Here is a 16,905-nt window from a genome sequence, read left to right on the forward strand (position 1 = left end):
CCGGAAGCCAGCTCGACTACATCACACCCGCGTCGCCGACGGGCCCCGCCATAATATGCACCTGAATACGCTTTGGCTCGTTTCGCACAACGTTGGGCGACCAGGTGACGGGGCTGGGCTTTGGGGTCGGCGTGGTTTTGAGTGACTGCTCTGGGCGTTTCATTTACATCGTCCCCGCATCGCCAGAACCTCCAGCTGCAACGCTCAGCAGGGTAGAACTGGTCAGCTTGGTTGGTTTCATGGTTCCTGCGTCACCACATCCACCGGCCAGGGCAAGCGAGGACGAACCGACCAGAACACCAAGAAGCATTACGAGAATTTTTACGCGCAGAAGCTTATTCATACCTGTTAGATTAGAGACAAGGCAATGAGTAAGCTTTAGGAGCGCAATGGATCAGCTGATATTGGACTTCGAGGCAGGTCGCTACACCGAAGTAATCACGGCGTTCAATGGATCTGACGACCAGCAGGCAGCCCGTTCGACGGCGATATTGGGAATTTCGCTGCTTCGTGTGGGGCGCTTTGTTGACGCAGAACTGCCGCTGACGAAGGCCGCCATGCTGGGTGATCAAGAAGCTCAGGTGGAACTGGGGAATGTGTTGCGGCTTCTGGGCCGTTTCGACGAAGCTACGGCGCATCTTCAGAACGTTACTGACACTCTTTCGGGCGAATTGCAGCTGCGTGCCTTGCGGTGGTGGGGTGTCGCGGAATTCCAGTCAGGCAAAGCTGAAGAGGGGTTGCGCCGCTGTGAGCGGGCATGGCATGGCTATCTGGCCCTTGGAGATGACGAAATCACTGCGCGGGTTACGCAATCGCTTGCATGGATGCATGCAAAAAGCGGTAACTATAAGCGCGCCCAACAGTTGTATACCGAAGCAATTCGCGCACTGCCCGAACAGCCTGTTCCTTATCCGCGCTTGACGGCGCTGACAAACCTGCTTGATCTGCTCATCGAGACCGGTGACTTCTCGGCAGCCAAAGACATCTTGACGGAAGCCCACCGCGTGCTGAAGTTTACCCAGGAGGCCCGTCCCAGGGCAGTACTGATGACTTCGGAAGCGGAGTTGTATCGGTTGACCGGGAGCTACGCCCAGTATGTCGAAGTGCTCGAGCGGCTGCGGCCATTGAGCGAGGATTTACAAGATTATTTGTTGCTGACCTGGGTCACGTCTCGCCTTGCTGAGCACTACAGCACCGTGGGGCTGCATGGCAAAGCGATTGAGGTTCTGCATGCTTATGGCAAGCGTCCCTCTGACTGGCCACCAGAGCTGGTTGCCACGAGTGGTGTCATCGCCCGGCGCCGCGGCCAGTATGCCGAAGCCGAGGCAGACCTTGACCGTGCGGTCCGGATATTCAGGGAGCGTGGCCGCACGCCCGAGCTTATTCGCTGCCTGCTGCACCTCGCAGACGCCGCCCTGCACACCGGGCACGAATCGACTGCCGCGAGCGCCCTGCGTGAAGCCCTGATGGAGATGCTGCGCCTGCGCTACCTGGTGGCGTTCCGCCCTGACCTCGAGGAGCTGTCCGAACTGCTGCACTTCGCGGTGCTGGAGCCTGACCTCGCGCCGTACATGGAGCCGGTGCTCGACAACCTGGCCAATCTGGCGGGGGCGCCGCGCCTGCCGGAAGACGGCCTGATGCGCCTGCAGGTCACGACGCTGGGGCGGGTGGTGGTGTTCAAGGACAACGCGCCCGTAGAGTTCACGCTGAAGGGAAGCCCCCTGCTGCTGGCGTACCTGGCGCTTCACCCGGGCCGGACACGGGCGGAAATTCAGCTCGATCTGTATCCGGACAAGGACAGCGTGACGGGTGCAAACTACATCCGGGCAGCCATCAAGGAGCTGCGCGACAAACTCGGGCAGGAAGTGGTGAGTTTCGAGGGCCCACACAACGCGCCCTGGTACCGCCTGGGTCGTCTGGTGCACGTGGACCTCGATCTGCTGCACTTCCACGAGGCGCTGTCCAAGGGTGAGGTGGCGCGGGCGTTGGCTTTGTACCGGGGTGACTTCATGCCCGATATCGAAGACAGCGAGTGGGCCGAGCAGAAACGCGACGAGGCCCTGCTGGCGTTGACTTTCGAGCTGCGCACCCAGATGGCGCGGTACCAGGCCGACGGTGACTACCGGCGCTATATCCTGCTCGCCAACCAGTATCTGCGCGCTGATCCTTTTGACCGGGAAGTGCTGGAAGGCCGGGTTGAGGCAGCGAAAGTCGTGGCGCCCAGCCAGGAACTGGCGAAATACGTGGCCGAACTGAACCGCCTGCATAATTGATGGCGTTTTGCGTTCAGGAGTCTTCCCTGATTTCTGAACGCTGTGCTGCGTGAGTGGAAGCAAATGATGCGGCTGAAGCGGCGCCAGCCTGAAACACGACGGCCCGGGGGTGCAGCGGACGGCACGTCAAAAGTTCATCCAACTTCTCGAATTTTTGTTAAGCTTTCCTTAACTATGGAAGGCGGCTTTATCACCCTGTTTGTCGGCGCGTTTCTGGTCATCCTGTTCACCGATATCTCCGCGCCCGGCAGTCGGGACCGTGCGGCTGTCTGCGCCATCACGGCCTCCAGTGGTCTGGGACTGCTGGTCAGCGGCTCGCTGCGCAGTTCGCCCTTTCTGATGGCGGCCGGGCTGGCCCTGATCGCTCTCGGGCTGCTGGCACAGTTCGTGACCAGCCCGAGTTCTTCACGTCAGGGCTGATCAACTTCTGGCGGTTTTCAGGTCCCGGAGCTGAGCGTGGACACTGGAGTCCACGGCGATTAAGTAGCCCCCACTTGAGTTTTGGTATTTTCCCAAAACGTGGGGCGAGCGGAGGCGAGTCGGGGAAGCGTGTCTGCCGCTGGGTTCTGTCGTTCTGGGTGCTGTTCCCAGGACGGAAGATCTTAAGCGGTAGACACTTAGCAGTGCTGGCATCGGGGATAGACTCGGCGCATGGCTTTACCGATCATCCTCGACTGCGATCCGGGGCACGACGACGCGATTGCCCTGCTGCTGGCCCTGGCGTCTCCGGAGTTGGACTTGCTTGGCGTGACCGTCACGCATGGCAACGTCGGACTGCCGCGCACGCTGGCCAATGCGCTGCTGGTCCGGGAACTGGCCGGTGAAGCGGGAGCACGCGTTCCCGTCTATGCCGGGGCTTGGCGGCCACTGATACGTCCAGCCTTACACGCGACGCACGTCCACGGCGAAAGTGGACTTGGCGACGTGAAGTTGCCGCCCTGCCGGCGCGCAGCGGAGTCAGGACACGCCGCGCAGTTCATGATCGACGCCGTGTGTGGCCGGCCAGGGGAAGTCACGCTGGTCGCCACGGGGCCGCTCACCAACCTGGCGCTGGCGCTGCGGCTCGACGAGCGGTTCGCGCGCGACGTGCGTGAGGTTGTGCTGATGGGCGGCAGCGCCGACTGGGGGAACGCCTCTCCGGCGGCCGAGTTCAACTTCTTTGCCGATCCGCACGCGGCCCGCGTGGTGTTCGAGTCGGGCGTCAAGATCACGATGTTCGGCCTCAACGCTAGCCGCCAGGTACCGGTGGACGAGGCCCGCGTCCAGCAGTTGCAGGACGTGAACTCCAACGCGGGCCGGGTAGCGTCTCGCTTTCTGGAAGATTACCTGAAACGGGTCGCGTCACGCGGACGCCAGAAGCGTGGGGCCCTGCACGATCCGTGCACGGTGGCCTTTCTGCTGCAGCCGGAACTGTTTGGGGTCCGCGAGATGTTCGTGCAGATCGACGACCGCGAAGGACCGAATTTTGGCCGCTCGTCGTGCGACGTGAACGGCGTGTCAGGCGAGATGCCGAATGCTTTCGTGGCCATGCAGGCCGATGCGGACGGTTTTTATACTCTCCTGTCCGAGCGTCTGGCGCGCCTGCCCTGAAGCCGGTTGACGGAGCGCCGAAACGAAGTGCCACGGCAAGGCCGTGGTGCTTGAGGGGAACGGCTGCTCAGCGACGCGAGTTTCGCGGGTATCCCTGTGAATTGACCGGCGCGCGCCGCACGGCGTACGTGCCGGAGTACTCCGGGCGAGGAGCGGCCGAGCGGGTTTTGGGTTTGCCGCCCTTGAAGGTCAGCGCGGGCTTCTCGACGGTGTACCACAGCACCACCGCGGCGAGCATGGCGATGGGGAAACTGATCATGAAGTTGGCCACCATGCCCAGGCTGGGATCAGCGCGCTGCACGAGCTGCTGAATGAAGAGCCCGGTCAGGTACAGGCCGTAGCTGAAATCGCCGTACTTCCCGAAGCGCTGCAGTTTCAGCCAGGGCGCAAAGGCCAGATACAGCGTCAGATAAGTGCCGAACACCGAAAAGGCCAGTTTCATCCCGCCCGTGAAGGTGAACAGCGCCAGGCCGATCAGCGAGGCGAGCGCGAAGCCGGGCGTCCAGCGGATCTTGTCGCGGTACAGGTAGACCAGCGAGCCTGCCAGGAAGTAGCGCGGCAGATCGAACCAGCCATTGTTGGTGGCACTGCCGCCCAGCGCGAACAGCAGGCTGACCAGCAGAAACAGCACCAGCACCGTGTCGCGCCGCCACACCTGCAACGCTCCCATCAAGGCCAGCAGCACGTACGCGCCGATTTCGTAGCGCAGGGTCCAGAAGTTGTCGCTCACGCCGCTGGAGGGCAGCTCCTCGAACACCCCGGGCAAGTGGTTGTCGCTGAAGGGCACCAGAATATTGCCCAGGTAGGACAGCGCGCCGGGCTGCGAGAAGTAGGCAGGGCTCGTGGAGATGGCCCCGCCGATCAGGAAGATGCCCAGCACCACCACAATCAGCGCAGGGTAAATGCGCATGGCGCGCGCCCGGAAAAAGGCGAGCACCCCCCGTCGCCGCTCCCAGGACTGCGTGATGAGATAACCGCTGACCACGAAAAAGAGGCCCACACCAATCCAGCCGATGGTCATCTGGCCGCCTGAGAGAGCGTACAGGGGATCGGCCCACAAGGAACCGGTCGGCACGAAAGTCGCGTGCGAAATGAAGACCAGCAGTGCTCCAAAAAAACGCAGGACGTCGAAGTTGTTGAAACGGGATGAGTCTGGCTGTGGTGCGGTCACGTGGGTTCCCCTCCAGACTTACCTTAAGTAACCGCCGTTGCCGCGGGAGTGTTACCTGCGCCTATTTGAAGAGTGACTCAATGCCCCCTTCCAGGCTTCTCATGGCGCGGGGTTCGCGTGGTCCGGTCGTGAAACAAGGCTTTTGGCCCTTTCATGTCCTGGAAGGTGGGCCGTCCCGGCCTCCCTGTACAGCCTGCTGATATCACCCTTGCTAAGCTGACCGGCATGAAAGCGATTGCGGCCCGCGTGGCCGCCCTTGGCCCCAGCCCGTTTGCCGAGATGACCGCCCTGGCACAGCGTTATGGCGCCGTGAATCTCGGGCAGGGATTTCCCGATTTTGGTCCGCCTGCCTTTCTGCAAGACGCGCTCCTGCACGCCGCCATGTCATCGGCGCACCAGTACAGTCCACCTCCCGGTTTGCCGACGCTGCGCGAAGCGGTCGCGGAGATGCTCGCACCGACGCTGGGTTTCGTGGCCGATCCCGAGCAGGAGGTGACCATCACGGTGGGCGCCACAGAAGGTCTGGCCGCCGCGCTGCTGGCACTGATCGAACCGGGTGACGAAGTGGTGCTGATCGAACCTGCGTACGACAGTTACGCGCCACAGGTGCGCATGGCCGGCGGTACGCCCAGAAGCGTCTCGCTGCAGCGGAGCGCCGCAGGCTGGGATTTGCCGCTGGCCGCGTTGCAGGAAGCTGGAAACGGGCGCACCAAGGCCATCGTACTGAACACGCCCCATAACCCCACCGGCAAGGTGTTCTCTTCCGGGGAGCTGGCCGCCGTCGCTGCCTTTGCCCGGCAGTGGGACGCGTACGTGCTCTCCGACGAAGTCTACGACCGCCTGACGTTCGAGCGTCCGCACGTTTCCATCGCGTCGTTGCCAGACATGCGGGAGCGCACGGTGACGCTCGGTTCGGTGGGCAAGACTTTCGCGGCCACCGGCTGGCGGATCGGCTGGGCCGTGGCGTCACCCGAACTGACGGCAGCTTTGCGTGGCGCCCATACCTTCGGGCCGTTCTGCGCACCGACGCCCCTGCAGGCAGCCGTGGCACAGGGGTTGCGCACGGCCCGCGAGCAGGGTTACGAGGACACCATGCGCGCCGAGTACCGGGTGAAACGCGACCTGCTCACGGCGGCCCTGCGCGCGGTGGGGTTCGAGGTCCTGCCATGCGACGGCACCTTCTTCCTGCTGGCTGACTGGTCACCTTTCGCAGAGCAGGCGGGAACGCACGACGACCGTGAATTCTGCCGCTGGCTGGTGCGCGAAGTAGGGGTGGCCGCCATCGCACCCAGCATCTTCTTCTCGGCGCCACACCGCGCGCAGGGTGCGCACCTGGCACGGTTCGTATTCTGCAAGACCCTGAGCGGACTCGAAGAAGCGGCGGCACGTCTGGACCGCCTGCGGTAGGATTGCCTGATCAGTCGTCGCGGGGTGAGGGCTGGTCGGGCAGGGAGAAGTAGAACGTCGCGCCCTTATCGGGGGCGCCTTCGGCCCACACGCGTCCGCCGTGCCGGGCCACGATGCGCCGGACATTCGCGAGCCCGAGCCCGCCGGTGTGCCCTTCGGGAGACTGTTCGGGTGGAAAGAGTGCGGACGTGACCGGCGTGCAGATGGGGCCTGAACTGAACACATGAAACAGATCGGAAGGCGGACCTGCCTTGAGGCCGACACCGTTGTCACGCACCCACACCAGCCAACCGTCATCTTCACGCCGCGCCCCGACTTCGATCAACGCCTCCTGGCGCGTGCGGGTGTACTTGAGCGCGTTGCTCAGGAGCGCCGCGAAGGCTTGACGCAGCAACTGGGCGTTGCCACGCACGGTGGGAAGCTGCAGTACCTTCCAGATGACACTGCGCTGTCGCAGCAGGGGCGCCAGGTCGGTGCGCACTTCCGTGACGATCTGCGAGAGTGGCACGTTGCCGTAGGGAACCAGGTCCTGACCGCTCATCACGAACGTTCCCAGTTCCTCGATCAGGCGCGACATCCGTTCACCTTCAGTCTGAATGTGCTCGAAGAATCTCGCTTCGCCCTGGCCGAGATGGGGCAGCAGCCGACGTGAAAGGACGTCGGCGAAATCACGGATGCGCCGCAGTGAGGGCGCCAGGTCACGCGAGACCGCGTCGGCGTAGGCGCGCATTTCGCTGTTCAGTTCCTGCAGCTTGAGGGTGCGCTTTTCGACGGCGCGTTCCAGACCGGCGTACAGCCGCGCCCGCGCCAGCGCAAGGGCGCTCATGCGCGCCAGCGTCTCGATGAAGCCACGTTCGGTGTCGCCAGGCGAATTTTCGGGCAGGAACGTGAGCTGCCAGGCACCAAGCGTCTCGCCGCCGACCATCAGGGGCAGCACCACCAGCAGAGCGTCCTGTGACAGATCTTCCGGGCGCGGCAGGTGCGGGTACTGCGCGGCGAACTGCTTGCCTGACAGGAACAGCGCGTCCTCGGCGCGCAAGGCGTGCGTCAGCGGGGTGTTCGCTTCGACGGGAACACGCGTGAGGGCGCTGGTGGTGGCGGACGGATAACCTTGCTGGCCGATCAGATCGAGAAAGCGTCCGTCCTCGGTGAGCAGCATCACGGCGCCCGCCTCGGCGTCCGAGGCGGGCGTGGCCGCCTCCAGGACCACTTCGACCACCTCAGGGAGTGTCAGGGCAGCCGCGAGCGCCTCGGTCACGGCCTGCAGGCGTCCGGCGCGCACGTCGGCCAGTTTCCGTTCGTGGGTGTCACGCAGGTGAACGAGGAACCCCTCGCCGTCGGGATAAACGTTCACCTCCAGCCAGCGTCCCAGGGTGACCGAGTGCGCTTCGACCGAGAGCGGCTCGCGGGCGCGGCGGGCTTCGTGCAGGACCCGCGCGATGGTCGAGGTAGAGGCGCCAGGGTAGTATTCCCGCCAGGGCCGACCGAGCAGTTCGCCTGGCGTGTGGCCGAGCAGTGCGGCACCGGCCGCACTGACGAAGACGAAGCGGTCATCGGCGTCCACACGCCACAGGGCCTCGCCGACGAGCGTGGGGGCGTCGGGATGAGCTGACGACATGCTTTATCTTAATCGAACTCGCGCCTGCGAAAGTGGACCGGCCGGAATGGCCCCCAGTGGTCGTTTCATCCCGCGATCAGCCAGCTTACAGTGAGGACATGTATCTTCCCGCGCACTTCCGTCAGGACGATCCCCAGGAGTTGCGGCGCTTTATGCGTGAGCACGGCTTTGCCCTGCTGGTCACGGCGCCCGAGGGCGTTCCGTATGCCTCGCACCTGCCGCTGCTGGTTCACGAAGAGCAGGGCGAGGTGTACCTGCGTTCGCACATGGCGCGCGCCAACCGGCAATGGCAGCATTTTGGCGATTCTGAAGTGCTGGTGGTGTTTCAGGGACCGCACGCGCTCGTGCACGCCAACTGGTATGACAGTGCGCCCAACGTACCCACCTGGAATTACGCGGCGGTGCACGCCTACGGCGCGGCGCGGGTGGTGGAAGGGGAAGCCACGCGCGAAATCGCCTACGGTCTGGTGAGGCAGCATACTCCCGACATGCACGACATTCCCGAGGACTTCGAGCGGCGCCTGCTGGCGGGAGTGGTGACCTTCGAGGTGCGGGTGACCCGTCTGGAAGGCAAGTACAAGCTCAGCCAGAACAAGAGCGCACAGGACCGAAGCAACGTCGTGGCAGCGCTGGCCTTGTCGGAGCGCGCTTCGGACCGCGACACGGCGAGGCTGATGCAGCGCGCCCTGGAGCAGGAGACTTGCCTGGAGGGGACCCCGTGACCCCAAACACCGTGATCCCAAACACCGTGACCCTCGATGAGCTGACCCTTCAGGGGCAGCTGGTGCGGCTGGAACCCTTGCGGGAAGTGCACGTGCCCGGCCTGCTGCAGGCGGCAAGCGCGGAGCGCGAGACGTTTCGCTGGACCACGGTGCCAGACTCGTTCGAAGCGATGACGCGCTATGTGGAGCGTGCCCTGGCCGACGCGGCCGCGGGCCGCGCGCTGCCTTTTGCCACCTGCTCGGCCAGCGGGGAAGTGTTGGGTGCCACCCGTTTTGGCAATATCGAGCACTGGATCTGGCCGGACGGTCGGGAGCGCTCCCAGTTTCCGGACGCCGTGGAAATCGGCTGGACCTGGCTTGCGCAGCGCGCGCAGCGCAGTGGGGTCAACACCGAAGCCAAACTGCTGATGCTGACCCACGCTTTCGAAAGCTGGGGTGTCAAACGCGTGACGATCAAGACCGATGCGCGCAACGAACGTTCCCGCGCGGCCATCGAGCGGCTGGGGGCGCGCTTCGAAGGCGTCCTGCGGGCGCACAGCCCGGCGGCGGACGGGGGCGTACGCGATACGGCGATGTACAGCGTCATCCGGCCCGAATGGCCGGAGGTTCGGCAGAATTTGCAGGCTCGCCTCGCACCCTGAACCAGGCTTCGGGTCTTACTGAGCGCCGGGCGTTTCGCCGCCGAGAGTGTAGCGCCAGCCGTGCTCGCGCAGGTGCGCACGAGCGGCGGCATACTCGGGCATCAGGACGGCCACGAGGCGCCAGAAACGCACCGAGTGGTTGAACTCGCGCAGGTGTGCGACCTCGTGCGCACACAGGTACTCGGCCACGGCGCGCGGGCCGAGCAGCACCCGCCAGTTCAGGCGCAGCTCCCCGCTGGCGGTGCAGCTGCCCCAGCGGGTGCGGGCGTTGGTGAGCTTCACCGCGCGCACTTCCCGATTCAGTCGGCGCGCGAGGTCGTGGGCGAGCGGAGTAAAGAACGCCAGCGCCTGGGCACGGTACCAGGCCTCCACGGCGCGGCGCACCCGTTCGGTGTCACCGTCGGGCACTTCGAGCACGTTCCCGCTGCGCCGCGCCGTGCGGCCCGGTGTGCGGCGCACTGTCAGCTCCTCGCCGAGACAGGGCAGCTTCTCACCGTCCACGAACTGGTAGACGGGCGGGCAGCGGGCGTCAAAGTGCTGCCGGGCTTTTTCGATCCACTCGCGTTTCTGTTCGACCCAGCGCCACACCTCGGCCTCGCTGAGGTGCTGTGGCGCGTGCAGCGTCACACCTTCGCGGGTGACGCGCAGGGCCAGCGTGCGGCGGCGCGCCGAGCGGCGAATGTCGACCTTCACCCCTTCAGTCTAGCCCTTCGGTGCCGCGGACCACGGTGAACATGAAAACCGCGCAATAAAATTCATAAACAGCGTAGCTAGACTGGAGCGTTATGAAGAGGGCAGAACGGTGAGGACCACCCTGCGTTACGAGCGCGGAACGCTGCTGCTGCATCCTGCCCCGCGTGGAGCGCACTGGACGCGTTTCGTGGAGTGGGATGAGCGCGTTTCGCGTTTCCGTGCGCCGGGCTGGCGTTACCGCGACCTGATGGAAGGGCTGCGCGCTGATGGAGTGTCGGTGCACGACGAAGCGAGACGCTTCGAGCCATTGGAGCTTCGTGCTGCCCGGGCCCAGCAGCCTTACCCACACCAGCAAGAAGCGCTGGAGGCCTGGAAGAACGCCGGACGGCGTGGGCTGGTCGTGCTGCCCACCGGCGCAGGCAAGACCTACCTCGCGCAGCTCGCGATGCAGGCCACCCCGCGCAGCGCCCTGATCTGTGTACCCACCCTGGATCTGATGCACCAGTGGTACGTCACGCTGCTGAGCGCCTACCCCGACACCAGTGTCGGGCTGCTGGGAGGAGGCAGCAAGGACGAGACGCCGCTCCTGATCGCCACCTACGACTCGGCGGCCATTCACGCCGAGCGGCTGGGGGACCGCTACGGCCTGCTGATCTTCGATGAAGCGCACCACCTGGGCGGCGAGTTCACCCGCCCCATCGCCGAATACGCCATTGCTCCCTACCGGCTGGGCCTCACCGCCACCCCGCCGCGCGGCGAGCGGCTGCGCGACCTGAGTGAGCTGATCGGTCCGCTGGTGTACCAGAAGAAAAGCGAGGAACTGGCCGGCGGTGCGCTGGCGCCCTACCGCGAGGTGCGCATCACCGTGCAGCTTTCCGCGCAGGAACGGGCACGCTATGACGCCTGCATCAAGCGGCGCAACGACTTTCTGCGCTCACGCGGCATCAGCCTCGCGAGCCTGGACGGCTGGCGCTCGTTCGTGATGCAGAGTGGCAGCCTGGAAGGACGCGCCGCGATGCTCGCCCACCGTGAAGCGCGCGCGCTGGCTTTTGGCACCGAGGGCAAGCTGCGCGTCCTGGAAGAACTGCTGGCGCAGCACCCGGACGAGCGAACCCTGGTCTTCACCGACGACAACGCCACCGTGTACCGCATCTCGCAGGAGTTTCTGCTGCCCGCCCTGACGCACCAGACTCCCGTCAAGGAGCGTGTGGCCCTGCTCGACGCCTTTCGGCGCGGCGAGTACCGGGTGCTAATCACCTCGCGCGTGCTGAACGAAGGTGTGGACGTGCCCGAAGCCAGCATTGCCATCGTGCTCTCGGGCACCGGAGAGGAGCGCGAGCACACCCAGCGCCTCGGGCGCATTCTGCGCCGCGCACAGAAAGAAGGCGGCGGCGAGAAGCATGCGGTGCTCTACGAGGTGATCGCCGAGAACACCAGCGAGGAGCACGTTTCCCGCCGTCGTCATGGTGAAGGGCCCGGGCGTGAGGAACGCCTCCGCCCGCTGCCTTACCTGGAGGATCTGCCCACCTCCGTCAACTGGGAGGAGCTCTAAGGCTTCGTGCCTGCCCACCATGCTGCCCACCGAACTGCTGCTCTACCGCTACCGTGACGAGACTGTCGTGCCCAAACGCCTGGCGCTGAGTTTTCCTCACCAGAAGCTCGCAGGTGACCTGATCGAGGTGTTTCGCACGTCGGTGGGCCTCAGCCGCGCCGAGGTGGCCGAGCGGGTGGCTGCCCTGGAAGGCTCGGCGGCCGGATACCGGGTGGTGCGGGGTATGGCGCACCTGCTGGCCGGAAGCTACGCGAAATTCGAGATGCGCGCGCCCATCGAACCCACCCTGCTGCGCGCGCGGGTGTTCGGCCTCGCCGCCCACATGACCGGCCGTGAGGCGCGCCCCGCCGTGCTGGCGAAGGTCGCCGCGCAGCTTTCCCAGGAAGGCATTCCGCTGCGCCCCGAGGAAGTCGAGTCGCACCTGTACGCTGACCTCACCCACAACCACGTGCTGAGCGAATTCAGCGAACCCACGCCGGACGAGCTGCTGCACCGCTACAACCTGGCGCAGGTGCAGGGTATCCTTTACCGCGCGTACGCCCTGCGCATCACCGCGCACCGCAACGAGCCGGCGCGTTACAAGCAGCTTCTCAAATACCTCAAGCTGTTCGGTCTGATGGTGATTGTCGAGGGCGACGCCGAGCATGGTTTCACCCTGACCCTCGACGGTCCGAGCTCGCTGTTCCGGCCCTCCACCCGCTACGGCCTCGCGATGGCCAAGCTGCTGCCCGCCTTGCTGCACGTCACGCGCTGGACCCTGAGCGCCGAACTGCGGCCACGCGGCGACCTGGAAGGCGGGCCCGAGGTGGCGTACTTCGAACTGGACTCCCAGTGCGGCCTGGTCAGCCATTACAAAATCGAGGGCGAGTTCGATTCCATCGTGGAAGAAGCGTTCGCGGCGCGCTGGGCCAAACAGAACAGCGAATGGACGCTCGAGAGAGAGGTGGACCTGGTGCCCGTGACGGGGGGCGTGATCGTGCCGGACTTCCGCCTCTTTCACCCGGACGGACGCAGCACCCTGCTCGAAATTGTGGGGTATTGGCGGCCCGAGTATCTGCGCAAGAAATTCCGGAGCGTGAACAGCAGCGGGCGCACTGACCTGATCCTGGCGGTATCCGAGCGCCTCAACCTCGAAGCGGCGGGCGTGAAGGTGGGTGACCTGCCGCCTGGGGTCCGGCTGGTGTTCTTCAAGGGCCGCCTGGAACCAAAAGCCGTGCTGGAAGTTCTGGAGGAGTAGGGTGAGGCATGGAGTTCGACTTTCGCCAACTCGCGCCCAATGACCGCTACAAGCTCATCACCGGCGTGATCGTGCCGCGCCCGATCGCCTGGGTCACGACCCTCAATCCGGATGGCGGGGTCAACGCCGCCCCCTTCAGCTACTTCAACATGATGGGCAGCGACCCGGCCATTCTGGCCCTGGGTGTGGGTGACCGCGCGAGCGCGCCCAAGGACACTGCCGCCAACATCCGCCGTGAACGCGAGTTCGTGGTGAATCTGGTGACGCTGGAACTCGCGGACGCCATGAACCTCACGGCCAGCGACTTCGCGCAGGGGGAAAGCGAACTGGCGGCAGCCGGGCTGGCCGCCGCGCCCTCGTCGCAGGTCCGTACCCCGCGTATCGCGCAGTCCCCCGTGCAGCTCGAATGCCGTGAGGCGATGACCCTCGAACTGGGACGTACCCGCATCGTGTTGGGAGAGGTGCTGGCGCTGCACATTCGCGATGACCTGATGCTCGACCCGGCCAGATTCCACGTGGACAGCGCCTCGCTGCACCTGATCGGTCGCATGGGCGGGCGCGGCGGCTACGCACGCACGACCGATCTGTTCGAAATGCCGCGTCTGACCCTGACGCAGGCGCGAAAAGCGCAACAGAAGCCCTGAACAGTTCAGAATCTTCATCTGACGGGCCTTCCTGTGACGCACGTTGGCGCTGCATGTAAAAGCCGTGATTTGTGCCGTGCCCAGGTGAGAAGACCTGTCAGCCGTTCATCAGTCGGCGCGCCTACCCTGTGTAAACCAGACCAACACAGTAGAGAGGGAGGCAAGGATGTGGCTTCACGGGACAACCGCTCGTCTGGCTGACGAAGTAACCGAATTGCTGAGGGACGCCGCACCGGAGCGGGGCGCCTTCTCGCCCGAGGAATCTGCCCACCTGAACCTGCTGCTGGTCGAGCTTTGTGCGCACCTGACCGGGCGCACGCCGAGCGAAAGTGAACTGCAGTCCATCCGTCAGGGTGGGCTTGACGCGTTTCGAGCCCTGCTGTGGACCTACCAGCAAGAACCCCTGACCTGTCTGGAATGGGAGCGGACACGGCGCCCCGCCTGAAGAGCCTGCTGGCAGTCGGGGCTAGGTCGATTTTGTGTGGTCACCCGACTTGGGAGGCACGGCGTCCCAGTTGTCTCGCAGATGCTGCTCACGCTCGCGGCGCTGGGCATCCTGCCGGACCTGCAGCAGCTTCGCGATGTTGAGGGCGTGCTGGGCGCGAATGTCGGCTAGGTCCCGCACGCGGACAGCGACTTCCGGATCAAGGTCCGGGTTGTCGCGCAAGAAGGCGTAGGCGAGCGACGCCACTCCCGCACTGAGGTCCCGCCGCTCCATCAGGTCACGCAGATACATCTGGTGGGCCAGGGCCAGGGAATGCTCGCGCGTGGAGAAGTGCCGGGTCACCAGCAGGTCGCCGCGCTGCTGCATCTCATGCACGACCTTGGAAAGGGCGCCTTTGGTCACGCTGAGGGCCTGTGCAGCCTGCGACATCGACATTGGCGCAGTGCTCAGCAGCAGCAGGGCCACCAGGCGGCCTTCGAGTGGTGAGCTGCCCAGCGCCGCCAGGCTGCGCCCGAGCTTGCGAACGAACACCTGCGGTGTGACGCTGTCCTCGGCGGGAAGGCCGTCCTGTGCATTGCTGCTCAGGGCCTGCTGCCAGCGGTCGTCAGCGTGATCGAGGGTGAAAACAGCCGCGACGGGCACGTCCAGGCGGTTGTGGATCGGGGCTGCGCTCGCCCAGACGTGCAGCCGCCGACCATCCGGGTGCTGCACGAAAAGGTCCTGATTGGCGGCACCCGGCGCGCCCTGCAATGCCTGAACCAATGGAGAGGATGCCTTGAGTGGGCGGTCGTTGCCGTGAAGGAGCCTCTGCAGTACCGGTGTGATCGGGGCGCCCGGCTGAACTTCCTGACCGATCAGCTGCTCGAAGCGGGCGTTGGTGAATGAGATACGTCTGCTGGAGAGGTCGACCAGCATGATGCCAACGGGGAGCTGCTGCAGCACCGCCTCGAAATGGCGCCGCTCCATCGAAAGCTGCTCGAGGAGCCGTTCACGTTCCTGCTCCGCTTGCTTGAGGGAGGTGACGTCACTGCCCACTTCCAGCAAGCTGGTGGGTTTACCCGCGTTGTCGACGTGGAGAACGAGGCGGCTGAGGGTGGTCACTTTTGCTCCGGCCCGGGTGGTATGAAGCAGTTCGCCTTCCCAGTGACCGTGGCGCCGAACGGTGTGCAGCATGTCCTGGCGTGAGACCGGAAAGACGGTGTGCAGCAGGTCGTACAGATTCAGCCCACGCGCTTCTTCGCTCGTCCAGCCATACAGGCGCGCTGCCGCCGGATTCCAGTGACGAACCGTGCCGTCGGGCTCAAGGGCCGTGATGGCGTCCTGCGAAAGCTCGATCAGGGCGTGATGGTCACGCAGCTGTTCCAGCTGCGATGTGTTTTCCTGCAGGTCGCTGGTCAGGATACGTTCGACCGTGACGTCCACCCCAACCGAGAGAACGAACTGCCAGTGCTGCTGTTCATCGAGCAGCGGTGTATTGGACCAGGCGATGGTGCGTTTCTGGCCATCATGGCGCGTGAGGACCAGCTCACTCTCGCGCGGCAGGCGCTCTTCGGCCACTCCCTGAAAAAAAGCCTGCGCGCTTGGTATGGATTCGGGGGGCAGCAGCTCCCAGACGTACCGTCCCACCGCGTGCGCTTCGGCGATGCCGGTGAAGCGCACGCAGGCCTGATTGAAGCGCACGATGTGGCCTGCCGCGTCCGTGAGGACCACCAGGGCACGGGCGGCCTGCATGAGCGCGTGACTGATTTGCTGTTCAGGCACCTGCCTGGGGGGCTGGGGATCGGACGGGGAGGCCTCGGTCATAGGGCACCTCCAGAACCAATACTGATGTTTTTCAGTTTAGGCAACGAGCATTCCAAGATGTGAAAAATCTCATATATATTCCTTATTCCGAGGCAATTTTTAAATATATTCTAATTAAAGACTCATAACGCGTGACATTTTTGTTCGTTCGGTTTCCCGGGAGAGAAACCTTACCGGGATCTGACTAAAGATGTCTTAACCTGAAGCCAAGGAAATTAAGTTCCGCGACACGTCAACAACCGGATGCCAAGGCGAACTCCCGGGCTTGACCCGTCCGGTCTTGCTCATTCTTCCCTTGGCGAGTGGCTCCCCTGGGTGCCGGAGACCTTATGACGCACCGTATCCCCTCTGCCAGCCTTGTTTCGCTGCCCCATTCCCTGAACGCGTTCAATGACATCCCACACATCCTGATCATCGACGACAACCCGCTCGACACTGAACTGGCACAACTGGTGTTGATGGCGCTGGAGCCCGACGCCAGAATCACGGTGCTGCACAGCCCGCTGGACGCGCTGGACTACCTGGCCTTCGAGGGAGCGTACGCGCAGCGTGAGCGAGTTCAGCCGGATCTGGTGCTGCTCGACATCAACATGCCCTGCATCCATGGCTTCGAGGTGCTCGCGACCCTGCGTGCCGATCCGCAGACCCGCCATCTGAACATCGTCTTGTGCAGCACCAGCGACGATGCCGACGATATGCGTGTCGGTCGTGAGCTTGGCGCCAACGGCTACCTCGTGAAACCACCCTGCCTCGATTCCTTCGAAGCCATCCTGAAGCCGGTACTGCAGGCCTGGACCTCGCAGGCCGGATAAGCCGCCTTATCGTGGGCAAACAAGCTGTCGCTGTGCAAATGCTCAGTCTCCTCGCACGCACTGGGCCGCGGCCCCGACTATCATGACGGTCATGCCGAACTACCAGATCTGGTACCGTGAAAAACCGGATGCAGGGTGGAAGTGCCTGCACCACCCGGAAAACGAGGGCGGCAGCGTCGTGAACCTGCCCAGTCACGAGGAAGCCGAGCGGTGGCGGTTGCTGACGCAGGAGCGCCTGCCGCTGGGAGAAGTCGAAATCCGCGAAACATCAGGGTGAGCCCGGCCTGCAAAGCCTGC

General features: G+C 64.4%; 17 protein-coding genes. 12 read left to right on the plus strand and 5 right to left on the minus strand.

All coding sequences use genetic code 11. The features are described 5' to 3' along the window. Positions 1 to 163: 163 nt before the first annotated feature. On the minus strand, positions 164 to 343 hold the full coding sequence (locus tag DEIPE_RS24000; protein ID WP_157448840.1) for a hypothetical protein: 180 nt from the start codon (positions 341 to 343) through the stop codon (positions 164 to 166). Positions 344 to 389: 46 nt separating this feature from the next. Between DEIPE_RS24000 and DEIPE_RS10985 the strand changes: the two genes are divergently transcribed. From DEIPE_RS10985 to DEIPE_RS10995, 3 genes are all read left to right on the plus strand, one after another. Then, a complete protein-coding gene (locus DEIPE_RS10985; protein WP_015236039.1) occupies positions 390 to 2,273 on the plus strand; it encodes an AfsR/SARP family transcriptional regulator in 1,884 nt (627 codons plus the stop codon). 174 nt (positions 2,274 to 2,447) lie between these two features. Next, the gene (locus DEIPE_RS10990) at positions 2,448 to 2,693 is read left to right on the plus strand and encodes a hypothetical protein (protein WP_015236040.1); all 246 of its coding nucleotides are present in this window, start codon (positions 2,448 to 2,450) and stop codon (positions 2,691 to 2,693) included. A gap of 231 nt (positions 2,694 to 2,924) precedes the next feature. Beyond that, the gene (locus tag DEIPE_RS10995; RefSeq protein ID WP_015236041.1) at positions 2,925 to 3,863 is read left to right on the plus strand and encodes a nucleoside hydrolase; all 939 of its coding nucleotides are present in this window, start codon (positions 2,925 to 2,927) and stop codon (positions 3,861 to 3,863) included. A gap of 67 nt (positions 3,864 to 3,930) precedes the next feature. Here the strand turns inward: DEIPE_RS10995 and DEIPE_RS11000 are convergent, their stop codons facing one another. After that, complete coding sequence (locus tag DEIPE_RS11000; protein WP_015236042.1) at positions 3,931 to 5,034, minus strand: acyltransferase family protein; 1,104 nt, start codon at positions 5,032 to 5,034, stop codon at positions 3,931 to 3,933. A 225-nt stretch (positions 5,035 to 5,259) separates the two neighbouring features. Between DEIPE_RS11000 and DEIPE_RS11005 the strand changes: the two genes are divergently transcribed. Continuing rightward, entirely contained in the window at positions 5,260 to 6,441 is a 1,182-nt protein-coding gene (locus DEIPE_RS11005; RefSeq protein WP_041230848.1) for an aminotransferase class I/II-fold pyridoxal phosphate-dependent enzyme, read from the plus strand. A gap of 10 nt (positions 6,442 to 6,451) precedes the next feature. Here the strand turns inward: DEIPE_RS11005 and DEIPE_RS22275 are convergent, their stop codons facing one another. Continuing rightward, positions 6,452 to 8,059, minus strand: coding sequence for a sensor histidine kinase (locus tag DEIPE_RS22275; RefSeq protein WP_015236044.1), 1,608 nt, complete (start codon positions 8,057 to 8,059; stop codon positions 6,452 to 6,454). A 98-nt stretch (positions 8,060 to 8,157) separates the two neighbouring features. Here DEIPE_RS22275 and DEIPE_RS11015 point away from each other — a divergent pair, with 98 nt between their 5' ends. Together DEIPE_RS11015 and DEIPE_RS11020 are read left to right on the plus strand one after the other, a co-directional pair. Then, a complete protein-coding gene (locus DEIPE_RS11015; RefSeq protein WP_015236045.1) occupies positions 8,158 to 8,781 on the plus strand; it encodes an FMN-binding negative transcriptional regulator in 624 nt (207 codons plus the stop codon). Next, complete coding sequence (locus tag DEIPE_RS11020) at positions 8,778 to 9,422, plus strand: GNAT family N-acetyltransferase (protein ID WP_015236046.1); 645 nt, start codon at positions 8,778 to 8,780, stop codon at positions 9,420 to 9,422. Before DEIPE_RS11015 ends, DEIPE_RS11020 begins: the two co-directional genes overlap by 4 nt. A 15-nt stretch (positions 9,423 to 9,437) precedes the next feature. Here the strand turns inward: DEIPE_RS11020 and DEIPE_RS11025 are convergent, their stop codons facing one another. Continuing rightward, a complete protein-coding gene (locus DEIPE_RS11025; RefSeq protein ID WP_015236047.1) occupies positions 9,438 to 10,115 on the minus strand; it encodes a M48 family metallopeptidase in 678 nt (225 codons plus the stop codon). A gap of 109 nt (positions 10,116 to 10,224) precedes the next feature. Here DEIPE_RS11025 and DEIPE_RS11030 point away from each other — a divergent pair, with 109 nt between their 5' ends. From DEIPE_RS11030 to DEIPE_RS11045, 4 genes are all read left to right on the plus strand, one after another. Then, the gene (locus DEIPE_RS11030; protein ID WP_015236048.1) at positions 10,225 to 11,667 is read left to right on the plus strand and encodes a DEAD/DEAH box helicase; all 1,443 of its coding nucleotides are present in this window, start codon (positions 10,225 to 10,227) and stop codon (positions 11,665 to 11,667) included. Positions 11,668 to 11,686: 19 nt separating this feature from the next. Next, entirely contained in the window at positions 11,687 to 12,904 is a 1,218-nt protein-coding gene (locus DEIPE_RS11035) for a DUF790 family protein (RefSeq protein ID WP_015236049.1), read from the plus strand. 8 nt (positions 12,905 to 12,912) lie between these two features. Further along, positions 12,913 to 13,548, plus strand: coding sequence for a flavin reductase family protein (locus tag DEIPE_RS11040; protein WP_015236050.1), 636 nt, complete (start codon positions 12,913 to 12,915; stop codon positions 13,546 to 13,548). Positions 13,549 to 13,714: 166 nt separating this feature from the next. Further along, entirely contained in the window at positions 13,715 to 13,993 is a 279-nt protein-coding gene (locus DEIPE_RS11045; RefSeq protein WP_015236051.1) for a hypothetical protein, read from the plus strand. A gap of 21 nt (positions 13,994 to 14,014) precedes the next feature. Here the strand turns inward: DEIPE_RS11045 and DEIPE_RS11050 are convergent, their stop codons facing one another. Next, positions 14,015 to 15,796, minus strand: a complete 1,782-nt coding sequence (locus DEIPE_RS11050; RefSeq protein WP_015236052.1) for a PAS domain S-box protein — start codon at positions 15,794 to 15,796, stop codon at positions 14,015 to 14,017. Between the two features lie 329 nt (positions 15,797 to 16,125). Here DEIPE_RS11050 and DEIPE_RS11055 point away from each other — a divergent pair, with 329 nt between their 5' ends. Both DEIPE_RS11055 and DEIPE_RS11060 read left to right on the plus strand, forming a co-directional pair. Continuing rightward, positions 16,126 to 16,608 carry a response regulator gene (locus tag DEIPE_RS11055; protein WP_015236053.1) on the plus strand — a complete coding sequence of 161 codons (483 nt, stop codon included), beginning with the start codon at positions 16,126 to 16,128 and terminating at the stop codon, positions 16,606 to 16,608. A 91-nt stretch (positions 16,609 to 16,699) separates the two neighbouring features. Continuing rightward, positions 16,700 to 16,885, plus strand: a complete 186-nt coding sequence (locus tag DEIPE_RS11060; protein ID WP_041230849.1) for a hypothetical protein — start codon at positions 16,700 to 16,702, stop codon at positions 16,883 to 16,885. The last annotated feature ends 20 nt before the right edge of the window (positions 16,886 to 16,905 follow it).

The organism is Deinococcus peraridilitoris DSM 19664 (genome assembly GCF_000317835.1).
GTDB classification, from domain to species: Bacteria; Deinococcota; Deinococci; order Deinococcales; family Deinococcaceae; genus Deinococcus_A; species Deinococcus_A peraridilitoris.